The sequence below is a fragment of the Kocuria soli genome (genome assembly GCF_003797835.1).
In the GTDB taxonomy this organism is placed as follows: Bacteria; Actinomycetota; Actinomycetes; order Actinomycetales; family Micrococcaceae; genus Kocuria; species Kocuria soli.
The window spans coordinates 40272-59249 of the sequence record NZ_RKMF01000011.1; the positions used below are offsets into that span (position 1 = coordinate 40272).

The 18978-nt window shown below is 69.5% G+C and carries 10 protein-coding genes; 3 read left to right on the forward strand and 7 right to left on the reverse strand.

All coding sequences use genetic code 11. From position 1 onward, the window contains the following. Positions 1–79: 79 nt before the first annotated feature. Both EDL96_RS09140 and EDL96_RS09145 read right to left on the reverse strand, forming a co-directional pair. Entirely contained in the window at positions 80–3013 is a 2934-nt protein-coding gene (locus EDL96_RS09140; protein ID WP_199732578.1) for a UPF0182 family membrane protein, read from the reverse strand. Between the two features lie 304 nt (positions 3014–3317). Further along, on the reverse strand, positions 3318–4334 hold the full coding sequence (locus tag EDL96_RS09145) for a YlbL family protein (RefSeq protein ID WP_123825492.1): 1017 nt from the start codon (positions 4332–4334) through the stop codon (positions 3318–3320). 233 nt (positions 4335–4567) lie between these two features. Between EDL96_RS09145 and EDL96_RS09150 the strand changes: the two genes are divergently transcribed. After that, on the forward strand, positions 4568–5974 hold the full coding sequence (locus EDL96_RS09150; RefSeq protein ID WP_123825493.1) for a zinc-dependent metalloprotease: 1407 nt from the start codon (positions 4568–4570) through the stop codon (positions 5972–5974). Here EDL96_RS09150 and EDL96_RS09155 read toward each other — a convergent pair. Next, the gene (locus tag EDL96_RS09155) at positions 5959–6564 is read right to left on the reverse strand and encodes a M48 metallopeptidase family protein (RefSeq protein WP_123825494.1); all 606 of its coding nucleotides are present in this window, start codon (positions 6562–6564) and stop codon (positions 5959–5961) included. The two genes, EDL96_RS09150 and EDL96_RS09155, sit on opposite strands and share 16 nt — an antisense overlap. 129 nt (positions 6565–6693) lie before the next feature. Here EDL96_RS09155 and EDL96_RS09160 point away from each other — a divergent pair, with 129 nt between their 5' ends. Then, positions 6694–7530, forward strand: coding sequence for a hypothetical protein (locus tag EDL96_RS09160; protein WP_123825495.1), 837 nt, complete (start codon positions 6694–6696; stop codon positions 7528–7530). On the opposite strand, the gene EDL96_RS09165 is transcribed toward EDL96_RS09160, so the two are convergent. Further along, positions 7513–9444 (reverse strand): ATP-dependent helicase, encoded by a 1932-nt coding sequence (locus EDL96_RS09165; RefSeq protein WP_233568812.1) that lies wholly within the window; start codon positions 9442–9444, stop codon positions 7513–7515. The genes EDL96_RS09160 and EDL96_RS09165 overlap by 18 nt on opposite strands. A 78-nt stretch (positions 9445–9522) precedes the next feature. After that, positions 9523–10548 (reverse strand): NAD(+) diphosphatase, encoded by a 1026-nt coding sequence (nudC, locus tag EDL96_RS09170; RefSeq protein WP_233568803.1) that lies wholly within the window; start codon positions 10546–10548, stop codon positions 9523–9525. A gap of 115 nt (positions 10549–10663) precedes the next feature. Between nudC and EDL96_RS09175 the strand changes: the two genes are divergently transcribed. Then, entirely contained in the window at positions 10664–11881 is a 1218-nt protein-coding gene (locus tag EDL96_RS09175; protein WP_123825497.1) for a macrolide 2'-phosphotransferase, read from the forward strand. Here the strand turns inward: EDL96_RS09175 and EDL96_RS09180 are convergent. Together EDL96_RS09180 and EDL96_RS09185 are read right to left on the reverse strand one after the other, a co-directional pair. After that, positions 11874–15449, reverse strand: coding sequence for an ATP-dependent helicase (locus EDL96_RS09180; protein ID WP_123825498.1), 3576 nt, complete (start codon positions 15447–15449; stop codon positions 11874–11876). The two genes, EDL96_RS09175 and EDL96_RS09180, sit on opposite strands and share 8 nt — an antisense overlap. Further along, positions 15446–18934, reverse strand: a complete 3489-nt coding sequence (locus tag EDL96_RS09185; RefSeq protein ID WP_123825499.1) for an ATP-dependent helicase — start codon at positions 18932–18934, stop codon at positions 15446–15448. Before EDL96_RS09185 ends, EDL96_RS09180 begins: the two co-directional genes overlap by 4 nt. Positions 18935–18978 lie beyond the last annotated feature (44 nt).

The following is an 18978-nucleotide window of genomic DNA, read 5'->3' on the forward strand; positions in this document are numbered from 1 at the left end:
TGTACGCACCGGATGACACCCATGCAAATCGGGTGCCCCGCGCCGGGACGGTCTCCGCCCCGGCGCGGGTTGAGTGGTGTCAGTTCCCCGAATCGCTCGTGGCGGGTGCCGACGGCGCCGTGGAGGTGGCCACCCCGTCGGCTTCCAGCGCCCGGTTGATGGCGTCCTCCAACCGGTCCTGGGCCTCGCCGTAGGCGCCCCAGTCCCCCTCCTCCATGGCGGTGTTGGAGTCCTCCATGGCCTTGCTGGCGTCGTCGAGGGCGTCCTCGAGGGAACCGCCTCCACCCGAACCGGAGCCGGCGTCGTCGGTGCTTCCGTCCGTGGGTTGGTCGGTGGCTGCGGGATCCTGGCCTGCGGCCTCGGCCGCTTGCTCCTCGCTCACCCCGGCACCTTGCACGGTCTGGGCTCCCGAGTCCCCACCGAAGACCTGGTCCAGCGCCTCGTCCAGCGTGGGGGCGAAGCCGACTTCCTCACCGTAGGAGACCAACACGCGCCGCAGCGTGGGGTACCCGGATTCGCCCGAAGACCTCACGTACACGGGTTGGATGTAGAGGATCCCGTCGTTGACCGGCAGTGCGAGCATGTTGCCGTTGATCACCTCGGAACCACCTTGCCGCAGCAGGTTCAGCGCGGAGGAGACCTCCGTGTCCGAGTTGAAGTTGTTCTGCGCCTGCCCGGGGCCCGGAACCACGGAGCTTCGAGGCAGTTCCAGCAACGTCATCTTGCCGTAGGTGTCGGCCTTGACGCCGTCCTCGCCCGTGCCTGCGTCGCCGTTGGCAGAAAGGTACCCGTAGAGCACGTTGCGGGTGTTCTCGCCCTGGTTCTGCTGTGGAATGAAGGGCGTGGTCAGTGAGAAGCTGGCCTGGTCCTCGCCCGGCATCTGCAGGGAGAGGTAGTACGGCGGGATGGCCGTGGAATCGTCACTGGTGGGGTCGTTGGGGATCGACCACACGTCGTCGCCCGCGTAGAAACTGTTGGCCTGGGTCACGTGGTAGGTGTTCAGCAGTTCACGCTGGACCTTGAAGATGTCCTCCGGGTATCGCACGTGGTCCATGAGTTCGGCGGACATCTCCGAGTAGGGCTTGACCGTTTCCGGGAAGACCTTCTGCCAGGCCTTGAGCACCGGGTCCTGGTCGTCCCAGGCATAGAGGTCCACCGACCCGTCGTAGGCGTCCACGGTGGCCTTGACCGAGTTCCGCATGTAGTTCACGCGTTCGTTCGGCAGCTGAGCGGAGGCACCTTCCGCCGTGGTGGTGTCCGCCGTGGCGTCCTGCAGCTCCATGGGCGTGGAGTAGGGGTACGCGTCCGAGGTGGTGTACGCGTCCACGATCCACTTGACCCGACCGTCGATGATCGCCGGGTACGGGTTGCCGTCCACCGTCAGGTACGGGGCCACCTGGGACACGCGCTCCCGCGGGTTGCGGTCGTAGAGGATCTGGGACTCGCCGCGCACGGCGTCCGAAAACAAGAGGTCGGAGGACTGGAACTTGATCGCGTAGGACAGCCGGTTCAGCGGGTTGCCCACGTTCGGCCCGCCCTCGCCGGAGAACGTGGTGTTGACGTCCTTGCCCTCGTCGTCCGTGGTGGACGGGCGGTCCAGTTCGAGGTCCTGGTCGCCTTCGGCCCCACCGACGACGGAGTATTCCGGGGACTGCTGACCGAAGTAGATGCGAGGTTCGTAGTCCTCCGAGATGTCGCCCTGGGCCTGGATGCCGCCCTGGATGAACGACGGCCGACCATCCGACTCCACACGGTCGCCGTAGGCCGCGATGAGCCCGTAACCGTGGGTGTAGACGACGTGCTGGTTGTACCAGGAGTCAGTGGCGTTCACATCGAGTTCGCGGGCGGCAAGCACGGTGTCCTGGACCTCGCCGTCGACCTCGTACCGGTCCACGTTCAGCGTGGCCGGGAAGTTGTAGTACGGACGGAACTGCTGCAGCTGTGCGAAAGCGGGCGAGACCACGTTGGGGTCCAGCAGTCGGATGTTGCTGGTGGTCTGGGCGTAGTCGGCCAGATCACCTTCCCCCGCGTCCACGGTGGCGGCGTAGGACTCGGATTCGATGTCCTCCAGCCCGAAGGCCGTCCGGGTGCCGTCGATGTTGCGCTGGATGTATTCGGACTCCACCTGCTGCTCCGTGGGGGTGACCTGGAAGCGCTGCACAAGCGATGGATAGATCCCACCGGCCACCACGGCGACCACGACGAGCATGGCCGTTCCGATCAGCGGCAACCGCCACCGTCCGATGACCGCGGAGACGATGAACAGCACGGCCACGACGATCGCGGCGACGGCCAGGATCGCGCGCACCGGAATCACCGCGTTGATGTCCGTGTAGAGCGCACCGGTCCAGGAACCTGACGTGGACTGCAGCGTGGCGTAGCGGTCCAGCCAGAAGTTGATGCCCTGCAGGATCAGGAACAGCGCAGCGGTCACCGCCAGTTGGACGCGTGCCGCGGTGGTGAAGGTCAGGCCCTTCTCAGAGATGCGGATGCCGCCGTAGACGTAGTGCACCAGCACGGCTGCGATCGCGCACAACAACAGGATGGAGACCAGGAATCCCAACACCAGGCGCAGGAACGGGAGCGTGAACACCCAGAACGCGATGTCCATGCCGAACTGCGGGTCCTCCTGCCCGAACGGCTCCTGGTTGAAGAACAGCACGACCGTCTCCCATTGCGCGGCCATGGTTGAGGCCGTGAACAGACCGAAGAGCACGGGCACGGCGAACATGGCGATCTTGCGGACCGGCTCGAGTGCCTGCTGGTACCGGCGGAGGTTGTCGTCGGCCGCGGCCGCCGCGGTCAGGGGCCGGTGCCGGTGCGCGAGCCACAGGGAGAGCCAGAGCAGGACAGCCACGAGCAGGGCTGCGACGACGAAGATCACCGCTCGCGCGACGTTCTGGGTCACGAAGACCTTGAGGTAGCCGATCTGCCGGAACCACAGGACATCCGTGTAGATCTGGGTGAAAGCCACGAATGCCGCAATGAGCGCGGCCACGATCACGACCGTCATGAACAACGGGCTGCGCCCCTTACGGGGTTTCCGGCTGGATGCCCCGGCCGGGCGCGGCGATCTTGGGGTTCGGGGCGGTTCTGCCGGTCCTGATGTCACGTCGGTCCTGGGCCTTCCATGGGCTCTTCAAAGGGCGCGCTGAATACGCACCCCCCATTGTGTCCGCCACAGGCGTCCGTGAGCAAAGTCTCCCCACAGTGGCGCACCAGGATTCGCCCAGAGCGTCACGCGGGGATTCACACGAAACTCGGACCGAGCCCGCGGTGCGGAGGGCTTGATCCGCACCGCGGCCGCGGGGTAGGGGTCAGGAATCCGCGGAGCAGGTGCGGAGGCTGGCCGGATCGGTGCCTTCGGAGATGGCTGTGACCGCATCCACGGAGTCCTCGAGCGTGTCCACCGCGACCACGTCCATGCCGTCAGGGACGTGACCGACCACTTCCCCACAGTTCTCCACCGGTGCCAGGAAGACGTCGACCCCGGAATCCGCGGCACCCACGAGTTTCTGACGGATTCCGCCGATCGCCCCGACGTCGCCATTGACGTCGATGGAGCCCGTACCGGCGATGTGGCGGTCACCGCCCAGGGAACCGGGCGTCAGCTCGTCGATGACCCCCAGGGAGAGCATCATGCCCGCGCTGGGTCCACCGACGCCGTCGATACTGAACGTGACGTCGAACGGGAAGTCGAACTCCCGCTCCAGATAGACGCCCAGTTGCCGGTTGCCCTCGGACTCCTCGGTGCCCGCCGTGAGCTTCTTCTCCTGCCCGTCCCGGTCGACCATCAGGTCCACCCGGGCGTCCTCGTCGTCGTTCAAGGATTCCCGCAGGCCGTCCAAGGACGTGATGGGCTCGCCGTTGACGGTACGCAACACGTCGCCGGGTTCCAGGACCCCTTCCGAGGGGGAACCGGGGGCGACCTCATGAACGGTCAACGTGGTGGTGTAGTCCTGGCCCATGTGCTCCAGGGCCGCCGCCACGGCCAGGTCCTGGGAGGAATCCATGGCCGCGGTTCCGGAGTTGCTGATCTCCTCCTGGGTGGTCGCAGGCGGGTACATCACCTCGAGCGGCAGAACCGCCTGGGTGGGCGCGGCCCACGAATACATGGTGTCCAGGATGCGAGGGCTGGACTCCGGACCACCCACCACGTACACCGTGGTGAAGTCCAGTTGGGTCTCCGACGGGTACGTCCGGGCCCCGTCGATGCTCATCACGGTCTTGCCGTCGACCTCGCCCGTGGTGTCGAACGTGGGACCGGGTCGCTCCAGGACGAACGGGGTGGGAGCCCACACCGCCACCACGATCAGCAGGGCGGTGGCAATCATCGATCCGGACTCCAGGCCGAGCCGGCGTCCGCGGAGGGCGCGGAGCGCGCGTGGGAGGCGGGGAGACACTGGTCGGCAGATCCTTAAACTCGCATGCTTCAAGCGAACGACGGGCCAGGGCCTCCCACTGCACCGGGGAGAGTCGATAGCCTGGTCGCCACATACTACGCCGCGGCGACCTGACCGGACGCACGTGGCCCGAGCATCTGGACCGGCCAAAGGATCGAGGAACCATGACGTCGCAGCCCCCCAACGGCGAGAACGACAACGAAGGTCAGGACCCCTTCCAGGCGATGTTCCAGCAGTTCCTGGGCCAGTCCGGGATGTCGGAGGAAGACCTCCAGAAGATGGGGATTCCCACCGATCCGGCGGCCATGCAGGCCATGTTCGCCCAGGTCCAGTCGATGTTCTCAGCTGGCCCCGCTGACGGACCCGTCAACTGGAAGGCCGCCAAGGATCACGCCCGGCGTGTGGTTTCCGCTGCGGGAGACCCGTCGGTCACGGAGGCCGAACGCAAGGTCATCGACGAAGCGGTCCAGCTGGCGCAGCTCTGGGTGGCCGACCACACGGCTTTCGACACACCCCCCACCAACCCGACCGCCTGGTCCCGCAGCGAATGGGTCGAGGGCACCTTCGACACCTGGCAGGAGATCACGGGCCCGGTGGCGGAGTCCATGACCAAAGCCCTGACCGACTCGATCCAGGGCCAGCTGCCCGAGGAGATGACCGGCATGCTCGGCGGTGCCTCCGGGATGTTAGCCAACGCGGGCTCCATGATGTTCGCCATGCAGCTGGGCCAGGTCCTGGGTGGTTTGGCCGCCGAGGTCGTGTCCTCGACGGACATCGGCTTCCCGCTGGCCCAGGACGGTTCCGCCATGCTCCCGCGCAACGTCAAGGACTTCGGTGAGGACCTGGGCGTTCCGGAGCAGGAGGTCGTGCTCTACCTGGCCGTGCGCGAGGTCGCCCACGCCCGCCTGTTCCACGCAGCGCCGTGGCTGCGCCAGTACGTGGTCGACCTGATCACCGCGTTCTCGCAGGAGATCCACATCGACATGGACCGCATCGAGGGGTTGGCCGCGCAGATCGACCCGTCGGATCCCGCGGCCATGCAGGAAGCGCTCGGGTCCGGGATGTTCATGCCCGAGCAGACGCCGAAGCAGCAGGCCACGCTCAAGCAGTTGGAGACCATCCTCGCCCTGATCGAGGGGTGGGTGGACGTCGTGACCGTGCGCGCCACGACCAACCTGCCGGGAGCCGACGCACTTTCCGAGACCATGCGCCGTCGTCGGGCCTCGGGCGGTCCCGCCGAGCACGCCTTCGGGTCTTTCGTGGGCCTGGAACTGCGTCCGCGGCGGATGCGGGAAGCTGCGGAGTTCTGGCGCTTCGTGGAACAGCGGCGTGGCATGGAAGACCGCGACGGATTGTGGGAGGCCGCCGAGTTTCTGCCCACCGACGAGGATCTGGACGATCCCGCGGCCTACGAGTCGCGTCGCGGCCTGCTCACCGCTTCCGACGAGGAGTTCGACGCCGCCCTGGAACAGCTGCTGGGGTCTGACACCAAGGACGACACCAGCGACGACACCGGGGACGACACCGACGACGGCGGGGCGGGTGGCTCTTCCGGTCAGTCCACCGACTGACCCGGTTCCTCCGCCGGTGACCGCAGGGCCCAGGCCGCTCCGTCCAGGAAGGCCTGGGCCTTTGCCGTGTCAGGGCTGCGGGCCTCCAGGGCGCGGAACGCGGGGCCATGGTTGGCCTCCAGCAGGTGGCACAGCTCGTGGAGGACCACGGAGTCGATAACCCATTCCGGGGCAGAACGCAGGCGGTCGCTGATGCGGATGCTCCCGGTGGCGGGGGTGGCCGATCCCCACCGAGTGTTCTGGCGGGACGACCAGGTGATGCTGGTGGGACGCGCGCGACCATCCAGGTACGTGCGGGACAGGTGCTGTGCCCGTTCGCCCAGGTACTCGTCACTCGAACGACGGCGCCCTGCCGCGGTGGCCCTGGAGCGTGAGGCCACGAGTTTGGCCACGAGCTCGGTTTCCCACCGCTTGACCTCCCGCGCGGACATCCGCGCCGGTACCTGCAGCACCACGGAGTCCCCCGACCAGTGGGCGGACACCGTCTTGCGGCGCCGCGCCGAACGCCGAACCTCGACGGGTGGGTTCTGCGCCCACGCGGGTGCGACGGGGCTCTCGACGGGCTCTTCAGCGGGGTTGGCTCGGTCCACCCCACGATGGTAGCCAGCCCCCGACCGCGCCTGTGGACAAGGTCCGGTTGGCCCGGTGTCGGGTCACACTGATGTGCACACCGGCGATTCCTTGCCGGGACAGAGCACCGCGTATCCAGGAGGGACACCGTGCCCACATCTGCCGTCCCCGCCGTACCCGCAGCCCGCCATCCCCAGCTCCGCCGCACCGTGAGCACCGGTGTCCGGCTGGACGGCCGACCGCCCGTCACGGACCTGCAGCTGATGTTCCTGGGCCTGAGCCCCGTCACCGCGGCGGCCGCCGTTCTCCTGGCCGGCTGCGGGGTCCGAGGCTTCGTGATCTCGGACCCGCGACCGGTGACCTGGGACGACGCCGCCGCGGGCGCCTTTGACCTTCCCGACGTCGGCCGGTCCCGGGACCTGGGCGTTCGGCAGCGGATCCGTGCCGCCAACCCGAACGCCGTGGCCCTCTCGGATCCCGCCCGTTTCACGGCCGAGGACCGTCCGAGCAGTTTGGTCATTCGCGCGGTGGACCTGTCGGACCCGGACGGCGCGTCCCTGGATCTCCGGGCAGCTGCCGCCGAGGGTCGTGTGCGGGAGCGCCAGGAGGTGCTCGACGTCGTGGTTCCGGGTGGCCACGCTCCGGGGACCACGATGCTGTGGCCCGTTCGCCCCTGGTACGCCCGGGCCTGCACCGACTGCATGGCCAAGGCCGCAGGGACCGCGCAGCCCGAGCCCTCCCGGGGTGCGCGGTACGACGCCTGGCCGACCCACACCGCCTTGGCCGCCGCCGTGCTCGCCCAAGCGGTGATCGCCCAGGCCGGTGCCGGTGGTCCGGAGGTCGGCCACCGGGGTCACCCGAGCAACGGTCCGGTCGACGGGTCCGCCGCCGAGCACGTGACCGTTCTGCACCCGGGCGGGCCGGTGTCGACGATCGAGCGGGTGCCGAATCCGCAGGCCGCCTGCCCCTTATGCGCGGCGGGTTGAACCGCGGCGCGCAGCACCGCGTCCCTGGCCCGCCGGGCGGGTCGAACGCCGCGAACTGCCCGGGCGTTCCGGGAGGAGATCATCGATGAACCGTGAGGCCCGCCGGTTGGGGCGCCCGCCGGGAGTCCGGGTCAGGGACCAGGAGAGCATCAGGTGTTCCCGCGCACGCGTGATTCCCACGTACAGCAGGCGACGTTCTTCGTCGATCTCGTCGGAGGTCTCGGCGAAGGTGATGGGCATGAGCCCCTCCGTGAGTCCCACCAGGAAGACCGCGTCCCATTCCAAGCCCTTGGCGGAGTGTAAGGAGGCCAGGGTGACCCCTTCAACCGCGGGGGCGTCCTGTTGGGTGGCACGGCGGGACAGTTCCTCGGCCACCTGCCGCAGGGTGAACTCCCCCGGCCCGGTCCTGCCGTGTTCCTCGGCGGTGCGTGCCGCCTCCTCGTGCGCCGCGGCCATCCGATCGGTCATGTCCACCAGCGCGGCCAGCGACTCCCAGGTCTCACGGACCGCCCCCGTGACCCGCGGTGCCTGCGGTGACCAGCCCAACGAGGAGAGCATGTCCCTCACGGTCTGCCGCACCGCAGCGGCCCCGGCGGTCCCGGTGGCTGCGGCCCCCCCGGAGTTGCCGTGCGTGTCACCGGCGGGTGTGGCCGTGGCGTCGTCGGCGGTCGCCGGAGTTTCGGCCTGGGCGCCCGAGCGGATCTGCAGCAGTGCCTGTCGGATCTCCGGACGGCGGAAGAACTGTTCGGTACCCCGGAGCCGGAATCCGATCCCGGCGTCGGCGAGCGCCGTCTCGTAGGCCTGGGCCTGGCCATTGGTGCGGAACAGAACCGCGATCTCGGAGGCGGGAACGCCGTCGTCCAGGAGGTCCTGGATCCGCACCGCCGTGCCCTGGGCCTCGAGCTGGTCGTCGTCGTATTCGTTCCACGACGGCGCGGGGCCCTCCTTGCGCTGGCCAACCAGTCGTAACGGGGTGGCCCAGGTACCCGGTGTGGAGTCCGGCCCGGGGCGGCGGGCGGCGAGCAACCGGTTGGCCGTGTTCACGATCTGCGGTGTGGACCGGTAGTCCCGGACCAGTTTGACCACGGTGGCCTCCGGATACCGGCGCGGGAAGTCCAGGAGATGGCGGGAGGTCGCCCCCGTGAAGGAGTAGATGGTCTGGGAGGCGTCGCCGACCACGCACAGGTCGTCACGCGGGCCGAGCCACGCGTCCAGGAGCCGTTGCTGCAACGGGGAGACGTCCTGGTACTCGTCGACCACGAAGTGGCGGTACTGCGCACGCACGGTGGCCGCGATGCGTTCGTCCTCCTCAAGGATGCCGACGGTCAGGAGCAGCACGTCCTCGAAGTCGATCTGGTTGCGGTCGGTCTTGATCTCTTCGTAGGTCTGCCACAGCCGGGCGATCGTGCGGGCGTCGTGACCGCCCGGCAACGGCCGCGGAACGCCACCGGATTCGTGCGCCGCGGCGTAGGTGTCGGGTGTGAGCATGGAGACCTTGGCCTTCTCGACCTCCCCGGCCAGGTCACGGATGGTGGCGCGGTCGTTGCTCAGACGCATGGCGCCCGCGGCCTGCGCGATCAGGCGTGCCTTGTGTTCCACCAGCTCCGGGACACTGCCCCCGATCGCCTGCGGCCAGAAGTACTGCAGCTGGCGCAGTGCCGCTGAATGGAACGTACGGGCCTGCACGCCGTCGGCGCCCAGGACCCGGAGGCGGTTGCGCATCTCGTTGGCGGCGCGGGTGGTGAACGTCAGGGCGAGCACCTTCTGCGGGGTGTAGACGCCGGTGGCGATTCCGTAGGCGATCCGGTGGGTGATCGCGCGGGTCTTGCCCGTTCCCGCTCCCGCCAGGATGCACACGGGGCCGCGAAGTGCCGTGGCGGCCTGGCGTTGTTCCGGGTCCAGCCCGTCCAGGATGCGTTCGGGGAGGGGCCGCTGATCCTCACTCTCGACCGGGAAGAGCGCTTGAGCCGCTGCGTCAGGGGCGAGCACGGGTCACCAACCGGATTCGGGCAGGTTTTCGCCCAACCAGTGCTCGATCAGCGCGCGGGCGATCGAAACCTTGCCGGGCAGTACGATCTCTCCGCTGAGGGAGGCTTCCCGGAGTTCATCGCGGGTGAACCACCGCAGCTGAGCGATCTCGTCCCCGTCGGGGGTCAACTGGCCGTACTGCATGACGGCCGTGCAGCCGATCATGAGCGACCGCGGGAACGGCCAGGGCTGGGAGCCCAGGTACCGCACCTGGTCGACCACGATCCCGGATTCTTCCTCGATCTCCCGGACAACAGCCTGTTCGATGGATTCGCCGGGTTCCACGAAGCCGGCCAGCGTGGAGAAGCGGTTACCGCTCCAGGCCGCGGACTGGCCCAAGAGGATGCGTTCGCGGGACGAGTCAGGGGCACCGTCCGTGACCGCCACGATCACCGCGGGGTCAGTGCGGGGGAAGTGCATGGACCGGTCGGCGGGGCATCGACGCATCCAGCCGGAGCGTTCGACGTGCGTGAGCTCGCCGCACCGGGGGCAGCGCGGGTGGTCGACGTGCCAGGCCGTGACGGCCTGGGCCGTGACCGCCAGGGCTGCGTGTTCCGGCTCGGCTGCTCCCAGGGCCGGGGCGATCGCCCGCAGGGTGGCCCATTCGAGCGGTTGGCCGGCCGAATCTCCCCTGGCGTGGCTGAGTTCCACCAGTTCCGTGAGGGCCTGTGTCATCTCGCCCTGACCCTGCTGAGGGCGGACGGTCACGCCCTCCGCGCTGCCGTCGGTGAGTTCACCGAGGTAGACCTCCGGGAGTCCCGGGTCGGCGTCGGGATCGTCCAAGCCCTCGATAATCCGCGCAAGGACTGAGCGTTCCACGAGCACCAGGCGCCCGTCGGCCACGGGCATCCGACCGTCCAGGGTGACCAACGTCCACCGTGAACCCGGCCGCTGGTCCTCGCGGTCGCGTTCCGGGCTGCGCCGTTCCAGACGCGAACGCGTCAGCGGCATGACATCGGGGTTGAGGACTGTGGGCCTGGGCAACTGCACCGTTCCACTCTAACGGCGCGCACGTGGGCCGGGCCTGTGCCCTCCACGGCGGTGGGTAACTCCCCTGCCACGCACCGGCGCGGTGACCTTCCCCGCCCCTTGTAGGGTTGCTTCCATGCGCCCCTCCCTCGAACATCTGGCAGCGGTGGCGGTCGCCGGGGTGCCCGGGATCGTGCCCGCATCGGTTGGTCCGTCACCGGACGACGACGCCGATTTCCGCTCCGCCGTCGTGACGGATCAGGCCCACAAACGCTGGCGGGTGCGCAGCCCCCTGACGGAGGAAGCCGGTATCCGACTGGCCGCCGAGCACGCCGTGTTGAGCGCGTTCACCCCGGCGCTGCGGTCCAAGCTGCCGTTCCTGATCCCCACCGTGGTGGGCTCCGTGGACGACGGCGGACGCAGGACCTTCATCTACTCTCACCTCCCCGGTGGGCCGGTGCCGATCGACCGACTGGACCGGTTGCAGGACGCGGCACCCACGCGGCCGCAACCACCCAGCGCGGAGCCCGTCCCGCCCGTGACCACCCAGATCGGCCAGCTCCTGGCCGCGATCCACGACCTGCCGCGCGCAATGGTCATGGACGCCGACCTGCCCGCCTACAGCGCCGACCAGTGCCGGACCCGCATGCTCAACGAGCTGGACCAGGCCGCCACCACGGGGAAGATCCCGTCCGGCTTGCTGCAACGCTGGGAGAACGCCCTCGAGGACCGCACCCTGTGGCGCTTCTCCACCCACGTGGTGCACGGCGACCTCAACGAGGACAACCTGGTGGTCGACGGCAACCGCATCACCGCCGTCACCGGCTGGTCCGACGTCCACGTGGGCGACCCCGCCCTGGACTTCGCCTGGTTGATCGGCGCCAACGACGCCGGTTTCGCGGAGGCTGTGGTGGCTGCCTACACGCGAGCCGGTGTCCGCGCCCCCGACCCGCACCTGTTGCGTCGGGCCCACTTGGAAGCCGAGTTCGCGCTGGCCCGTTGGCTGGTGCGCGGGGTCTCCCGCGAGCGGCCGGACATGGTGGCCGACGCGCAGCACACGCTCCGGGTGCTCGAAAAGGACGTGGCGGACTACGAGGAGGAGCTGGCCTCCGGCCGCCCCGCACAGGCGGAGGACTCGGTGGAGGCCCGCACGGAGCACGCGCGTGAAGCGCGTACCCGCGCGGAACAGTCTCAGCCGGAGCAGGGCGAGCAGGCTCAAGCGGCCGGCGTTCCTGACGGGGACGGGCAGGCCAACGGCGTCGATCAGACGGGTCCGTCCGGTCAGACGGATCAGGCCGGTCAGGCCGAGCCGCCGACCAATGTGACGCAGCTGCGCCGCGACCCGCTCACTTGAGGGTTCGCGTCACGATCGCCTCCAGCTCGGCTTCGCCCGCCAGGTCGTGCGGGCGAACCGTCCTGTCCGAGGCCACGTAGTAGAACGCCGCCGACACCTTCTCCAGCTCCACCCCCATCAGCCGTGACCAGGCCAGGCGGTACACCGCCAGCTGCACAGCTCTACCCGCCAGGTCTGCGGCCCCGGGGACTCGCCCGGACTTCCAGTCCACCAGTTCCCACCGGTCGTCGGGCAGCTTGAACACGGCGTCGATCCGGCCGCGGACGGTCAATCCGCCCAGTGGTGTCTCGATCGGGTGCTCGACCGCCCACGGCTGACGCTGCCCCCATTCGCTCTCCCGGAAGGTCCGCGCCAGCGCGGGGAGGTCGTAGCCCTCGTCCACGAAGTCGTCGGCGCCGCCGGGGAGTTCGTCCACGTCGAAGATCGCGCTCGAACCGAAATACTCCTCGACCCAGGCGTGGAACGTGGTTCCGGCCCTGGCTGCCACGGCGGGGCGCCGCGGCATGGGGCGCCGCAACTGGGCGGCGACGGCTTCCGGGTCCTGGCCCAAGGCAACCACCGTCGAGGCCGAGATGTGGGACGGCATGGGCAGCACCTGCTGGTCCGGTGGCGCCTCGTGGGCGGCTACGAGCACCTGGGCCTCCTCCGCCCAGCGGCGGACCTCGGGCAGCGCCAAGAGTTCCTGGTCGCTCAGGTCACGGTGTTCCCGGAAACCTCCGTCCAGTACCGCTCGCGCGATCTGTTCCAGGTGGCGACGTCGTCCCGCCCGGACTGGGGGCCGCACCGTGCGGTACTCGATGACTTCAGCACCCGTGCCCTCAGCCCCGTGGACTTCAGCTCCGGTGGTGTCCGCACCGGGGCTTGCTGTGCTCGCCACGATCTCGGTGACCTCGGGGCCCTCGAGGGGATCGTAGGGCCAGGCCGCTTCGAGGGTCCTCGACTTGGCAGGGTTGGGCAAGTCCTCGTCCGGTTCGACCCAGGTTCCCCGACGCACCACGGACGTACCCGCCGGTCCGGGCTCCGTCAGATCGTTCAACTCGTCCAGGAACTCCGAGGGAGCCCTTTGCATGGCTGTGCCGCCCACGAACACCGAGCACGACAGGCTCAGCAGGCTACGGGCACGGGTGAACGCGACATACGCCAGCCGTCGCTCCTCATCGGTCGTGTGCTGCGCGCAGTCCTCGACGAACAGCGCCATGGACTCCTTGAGCGTGACCACGTCCGTGGTGTCCGGGGCCCACTGTGGCAGGAAGTCCCGGTCACCACGCAGCGGCCAGGGCACGGCCGCGGCAGACTTGGTCCAGGCGGAGGACTTGTCGGACGGGAACGACTTCGCGTTCATGCCCGGCACGTAGACGTGGTCCCATTCCAGCCCCTTGGAGGCGTGGACGGTGAGGATCTGTACGGCGCCGGGGTTCGGATCCGCAGGTGCGGTGTCCGGATTCTCCTCGGAAGCGGCGACCTTGAGCCAGGCGAGGAAGGCCCCGATGTCCTGCGACCCGGTCGCAGCACTGTATTCGAGCGCCACGTCCTGCAAGGCGTCCAGGTTCCGCCGCCCCTCCGCCGCGGAAGCCCCGGCCCTGGCCGAAACCTCGATGTCCACGCCGATGGTTCGTTCGACCACGGTCAGCACCGTGGCCAGGTCCTCGGACAGCCAGGACCGCAGGCCGTGCAGCTCGTCGGCGAAGCGCTGCATGCGATCGCGTCCGCTGTCCGTGATGCTGCGCCCGGCCCCGGAGGTCCACCCCGGCCGCGGCAGGGTTTCGACCGCCTCGATCAGCGATGCGGCATCGGACAGGTCGGGTTCGATCACGACGTCGCCGCCCTCCCCCGCCCCGGCCTCGGCGTCGGCGTCGATCTCCTCGACCAGGCGGCCGGTGCGCGCCGCCTGCGTGCGACGCCGCTCGAGGTGCCCCGCCCAGTCCGCCAGAGCGACCAGGTCGCGGGCTCCGATGCGCCAGCGCGCCCCGGTGAGCAGGCGTGCCAGGGCGTCGGAACGTCCGGGGTCGGTGAGGACCTGCAGGGTGGCGACGACGTCGGCCACCTCGGGAACCTCGAGCAGGCCACCGAGGCCCACGACTTCGTAGGCGATGCCGCGTGCGGCCAGTTCCCGTCGCACGGGCTCGAACTGGGCACGACGCCGGCACAGCACCGCGGTGGTGACCGGCGGAGTGCGCTCCGAGGCGACCTGACCGTGCGCAGAACCAGGGCCCTGGTCGGACTCGGCGATGGACCCACCCATGGATCCCGCAATGGATCCCGCAATGGATCCGGCGATGGCGCGGGCCTCGTCGTCGTCGGTGAGATAGCGGTTGACCTCCACACGGCCGGTCCCGGCGCCCGGGCGGGGGTCGAGTTGAGGGACCTCCTGCAGGCCCCGGCCGGTGCTCACGGACCACGGCGGCGGCGTGCGCAGCGGTTGGGCGATGGTGTTCGCCACGTCCAGGATCGCGGTGTCGTTCCGCCAGGCCGTGGTGAGGTAGGCCGGTTCGGCAGCCGTTGCGTCCGGGGCGGGGAACCACCGGTCGAAGCTGAACAGCTGCCCCGCGGAGGCGCCGCGGAAACCGTAGATGGACTGTTGGGGATCTCCCACGGCCATCACGGAATGGCCGTCTCCGAACAGAGAAGCGAACAGCACCATCTGCGCGTGGGAGGTGTCCTGGAACTCGTCGAGCAGGACCACGCGGAAGCGTTCACGTTCCAGGGTTCGGGCCGCCGGGTCCTCCTTGGCGATGCGGGCCGCGCGTTCCAGCAGGTCCCCGAAGTCCATGGTCTCGGTCTCCCGCTTGAGGTCACGAAACCTTTTGACCAACCGCGTGAGCAAACGGGTGCGATGCATCTTGGCCACCGCATCTTTGACGGCCTTGTCGAGTGCCCTGGATTTTTTGGACGGCGGGACGTCGGACAGTTGGGGCAGGAAGCCCTCCAGGAACTCGTCGATCTCCCCCGGACTCAGCAGGTGCTCCGCTGCCCCGGAACTGAGGGACAACACGTCCTGGGTCAGGGTGGAGGCCTTGAGGTCGGCCGTGACCTCGCCGTCCCAGGACTGCACCACGCGGGTGGCCAGCTGCCAGGCCTGAGCCTGGCCGAGCAACACGGTCTCGGGCTCGACCCCGATCCTCAGCCCGTAGGTCCGCACCAGGGCACTCGCGTAGGAGTGGTACGTCAACACGGTGGGGTCAAGGGGCAGCGAGTCGCCGACGTCTCCGACATCTGCGGCGGCGGTGTCCTCCATCGCCGTGTCCTCGGACGGGACCAGCAGCCCCTTGGAGCGCAGAACGCTGAGCCGCCCGCGCACTCGGTCCCGCAGTTCGCCGGCGGCCTTGCGGGTGAAGGTCACGCCCAGGACCTGGTGCGGCCGCACAATCCCGTTGGCCACCAGCCAGACCACGCGGTCGACCATCGTGGCCGTCTTGCCCGAACCTGCGCCCGCGACCACGAGCTTGGGCGTGAGAGGCGCGGAGATGACAGCGGACTGCTGGCCCGTGGGGGTGTTTGTCCCCAGCGCGGCGGCCAGTTCCTCGGGGGTGAATCGAGGGTCGATCCCACCGTACGGATGGGCGTTCATTCGGTGACCTGCCTTCCCTGACTACAGAGCGGGCAGATCTCCGGCAGGCGACAGCGCATCCCGTACGAGCCGGTGTTCTGCCCCGTGTGGCGGGCGATGAAATGGTCGCGGGACACCAGTTCGGCCGCGGCGGTGACGAGTTCCTGGGCCCATCGTTCGTCGGGTGCCAGCGGGTCCTGGCGCTGTGCCGTGTAGCCGCTGGTTGTTCGGCCCAGTTGCACGAGGACGGCTCCGCCCGGATCGGACACCCGGGATTCCGGGCCGAGGTCCAGGACCAGGTCGGCCTCCTGATCGGGCGCGGCGTCGTCGTCCTGGGATCGAGCAGCGGCAGCCATTGCCTCCCCCGCCCCGGCGGCCAGGGCGACCTGGTAGGTGCCCATCTGCGGGTGCCGTGCAACATCGGCCCCGCTGGGCTGCACGGCCCCGGTCTTGAGGTCGACCACGACGTAACGACCCTGGGCATCCACCTCCAGCCGGTCCACGCGGCCCCGGAGCAGGGCGTCCCGCGCGCGTCCACGAACCAGCACGCTGAACGAGCCTTCCACCGCGACGAGTTCCCGCCCGCCGTCCTTGCGGGCATCGATCACGTACGCGGCGAACTTGCGGAGCATGGTGCGGGCCCGTTCCAGCAGGAGGTCCGTTTCCCACCCGGTGGGCAGACCGAGTTCCGGCCAGCGACGTTCCAACTGGGCGACCAGTTCGGTCCCCGAGCCGTTCGGGAACTCCTCCGCGATCGAATGCACGAGCGTGCCCAGGCTGCGCGCGGCATCCGTGGCTTCCTCCGCCCGCGCCGTGGACACGAACCAGTCCAACGGCGAGCGGCTGATGGTCTCGATCCGCGACGGCGACACCGGAACGGGCTGGTCGGGATCCAGGACGGGGCCCTCGGAAGACAGCGGCAGGAGACCCCACCACTGCTCCGGATGCGCGCCCGGCACGGGCGTGCGGGTCCGGGTGAGCCGGTGGAGCAGGCGAGCTGCGGCCTCTGCGTGTTCAGGGGCTTCGGCCCCGTCCCCGACGGCGGCGCGCAACTGCCCGGTGAAAGCGCGCAGGGTCAGGGGCCGGGGTGCCTTGAGCACGGGCCTGCTGTTCTCCGCGGCCTCCGGGTGGCGGTCCACCTCCCACGGGTCCACGAGGCCCAGGAAATCGGAGGGTTCGTGGTCCTGGTCCACCACGGCACTGACGAGCAGTTCACGCCCGGCGCGGGATACAGCGGTCGAGAAGGACCGCAGTTCGTCATGCCGGACCAGGGTGAGGCGCGTGATGGGCGAGGTCCTGGCGGCGGCCTCGACCCCCAGCTCCACGGCGTCGTCGAGCAGATCGGCACCCAGGAGCTGGCCGCGCAGGGTGGTGTTGGGCCACTGGCCCTCCTGGACTCCCGCGACGAACACGACGGGCCATTCCCGGCCGGCCGCGGTGGCGGGGGTCATGATCTCGACCGTCGCCCGGGTGGGGGCCCGTGCAGCAAGGGTGTCCATGGGCAGCTCTTGTAATTCCAGGAAGTCCAGGAACTCCGCCGCACCGGCACCGGGCAGGTGGTTCACGAATCGTTCGGCCATTTCGAACAGACCGACGACGGCGTCCAGGTCGCGGTCCGCTCGTCGTCCGGCCTCCGCACCGTTGAGCGCCTCCCGCTGCCACGCATCCGCGACCCCCGCGGCCTCCCACAGCGCCCAGAGCACCGTCTCCGCGGTCGCATTGGGCCCACCCAACGCGGCCCGGCCGGCCTGGACCATGCGAGCGATCCGCCTGGCGGGGGTCGAGCGCACCCCAGCGGCGTCCAGCGCCCCCGGCACCACCAGGGCTTCCACCAGGAGTTGGTCCGAATTGCGGCCGCCACCGTCCCTGAGTTCCGCGTAGCGCAACCTCTGACGCAGCCTCCGGATGTCCATGGCGCTGGCCCCGCCGATCCGTGAGCCCAACAGGTCCACGGCTTCGACCGCGGCCAGCAGGGACGCGGACTCGTCGGTCGGCTCCTGGTCGTTGTGGTGCGCGTCTACCACCAGTTTGAGCGCGTCCAACAGCGGTTTGACGGCGGGTTCGTCCCGCACGGGCGTCTCCGCGGCGGACGTGGTCACGGGGATCCCGAGTCCTTCCAGTTGGCGCTGGACGCTCTTGAGCCGAGCACTGTTGCGCACCACCACGGCCATGTCCTGGAACGGCACCCCCTCCAGGAGATGGCGCCGGAGGATGCCGTGTCCGATCCACCGTGCCTCATGCACCTCGGAGGCCAACACGACGGCGTGCAGGCCCGAATCACCCGAACCTGGCTGCGCTGCGGAAGCCCCGGATCCAGAGGATTCGGGCCCCGGCGCCGACGCAGTGTTCGGGGTGGGGGCCGGTGAGGGTCGCCGCGACCGCGGTGACTGGCCCGTCACGGCCGGAACCCGGGCGGCAACCCTCCCCCACGCCTCCTGGATCTCGGCGGGCATGCGGTGGCCCGTGACCAGCAGGTGGGTCCGCAGCGGTGCTGCTGCCGTACCGACGCGGTCGGTCAGCCCGCGCAGCGCGTCCGGGCGGGCGCCACGGAAACCCTGGACCACGGTGTCCGGGCAGGCCGTCATGATCACGTCCCGGCCCGCACACAGCACGGCCAGGAGTCGGTGGATCGAACGGGTGGCCTCCTGGAGATCGTCGACGAGGACCAGTTCCAGCCGTTGTTGCTCGGTGGCGAGCATCTCGGGGTCGTTCTCGAGCAGCCGAGCGGCCTCCGTGACCAGCTCCGCGGGGTCGAAGGCCTCCGGCATGCGCAGCCGCCGAACGGCCTGGTACTCGGCTCGCAACGACGACGCAACCACCCAGTCCTGTCGGCCCAGCCCACGCCCGAGGTCCGCCAGGTCTTCCGGGGACAGGTCGTGCTCCGAGAGCCGGTCGAACAGTTCCCGCATCTCCTGCCGGAAGCCGCGCGTCGACACGGCTTCCTGAAGATCCGGGGGCCAGACGACGCCCGCGCCGATGCCGTGGGCGTGGCCCTCCATCAGTTCGCGGATCAGGACGTCCTGTTCCGGTCCGGAGAGCAGTTTGGGCGGGTTCTCCACCCCCGGCAGCCGGCCTTGGACATGGGCTCGGCGCAGCAGGTCGAACGCGTACGCCTGCCACGCCCTCACCGGCGGGGTGGACATCGTGGTGGCCACCGTGGCCGTCAGGGTGTCCCGTACCCGCGCGGCGGAACTCCTGCTCGGGGTGAGGACCAGGAGATTGTCCGCCGACAGCCCCTCCCGGAGCCGGCGCGCGGCAAGCGACACCAAGGCTGTGGTGCGTCCGGTGCCGGGTGCTCCCAGGACCAGGCGGGGCCCACACCCGAATTCCAGTCCGGCGATCTCCTGTTGCTCAGGATCCAGTGCCTCCCACGGTGGAACGTGCAGTCCACTGGGCTCGGGAGCGGTGATGGCCCACCTGCCCCGGCGTTCGACGGGGAGCACACCGGCAAGCACGTCCGCGTCCTGGGCAGCGGAATCAGGCTGTACTGGGCTGAGATCGACCATGGCCATATCCCACCACGAGTCCCGGACGACACAAGCATCCGAGC

Excerpts from the sequence above, each read along its gene's own strand:
- EDL96_RS09180 (WP_123825498.1), bottom strand. The coding sequence starts at position 15,449 with ATGAACGCCCATCCGTACGGTGGGATCGACCCTCGATTCACCCCCGAG.
- EDL96_RS09140 (WP_199732578.1), bottom strand. The coding sequence starts at position 3,013 with ATGACGGTCGTGATCGTGGCCGCGCTCATTGCGGCATTCGTGGCTTTC.
- EDL96_RS09175 (WP_123825497.1), top strand. The coding sequence starts at position 10,664 with ATGCGCCCCTCCCTCGAACATCTGGCAGCGGTGGCGGTCGCCGGGGTG.
- EDL96_RS09150 (WP_123825493.1), top strand. The coding sequence starts at position 4,568 with ATGACGTCGCAGCCCCCCAACGGCGAGAACGACAACGAAGGTCAGGAC.
- EDL96_RS09145 (WP_123825492.1), bottom strand. The coding sequence starts at position 4,334 with ATGATTGCCACCGCCCTGCTGATCGTGGTGGCGGTGTGGGCTCCCACC.
- EDL96_RS09185 (WP_123825499.1), bottom strand. The coding sequence starts at position 18,934 with ATGGTCGATCTCAGCCCAGTACAGCCTGATTCCGCTGCCCAGGACGCG.